This window comes from Mesorhizobium sp. M7A.F.Ca.CA.003.01.2.1 (genome assembly GCF_003998945.1).
GTDB lineage: Bacteria > Pseudomonadota > Alphaproteobacteria > Rhizobiales > Rhizobiaceae > Mesorhizobium > Mesorhizobium ciceri.
On the sequence record NZ_RZRA01001574.1, the window covers coordinates 1 to 596 of the forward strand.

At 65.4% G+C, this 596-nt stretch carries 2 pseudogenes; both read left to right on the forward strand.

Going from position 1 to position 596, the window contains the following annotated elements:
- A pseudogene (locus EN969_RS34285) lies at positions 1 to 320 on the forward strand (ATP-dependent RNA helicase); the annotation flags it as partial.
- Positions 321 to 437: 117 nt separating this feature from the next.
- Positions 438 to 596: pseudogene (locus EN969_RS36535) on the forward strand (DUF805 domain-containing protein); the annotation flags it as partial.

Below are 596 nucleotides of genomic sequence, written 5' to 3' on the forward strand. Positions count from 1 at the left end.
GGGCAGACCGCTTCCTGGCCGCGATCGGTCCCGACCGGAAGCTGCAAGGCAACATCCTGGTGAAGCGGCTCGACGGTACGCCCGATCTGTCGCGCGCCGGCTATCAGCCGCCAAGCCCCGACAAGAAGCCGCATCGCGGCAAGGCGCCGTTCGATCCCAACGCGCCGAAGCGCAAATTCGAAAAACGTGCACCGGCAGCAGCCGATCAGCGCCCGACCGCCCCGCATGATGCAAAGCCATGGGCGAAGAAGCCGGGCAAGCCGAAATTCGACACCTCTGGTGCACCCAAGCACAAGAAGGCGAAGAAGCGGCCTTCGTAAGACCGGGCAACGAGCCTCATCCGCCCGCATGACGCCGGCCGCATCCCGATGCGGTCTTGCCCATCGGTTCGGCCATGTGCCACACCTTGGCAGGGACGTGGCAAGTGGGGGTGGCAAATGCGCGGCAAAGTGCTTCATTATGACGAAGTCCAGGGCTTCGGCTTCATCACCGGAGCCGACGGCAACCGCTACACCTTCACCCGCGAAAACCTGCGCCGGGAAACCACTATGCGGAAGGGCGCGGGCGTGGAATTCCAGGCGGGCGGCGGCCAGGCG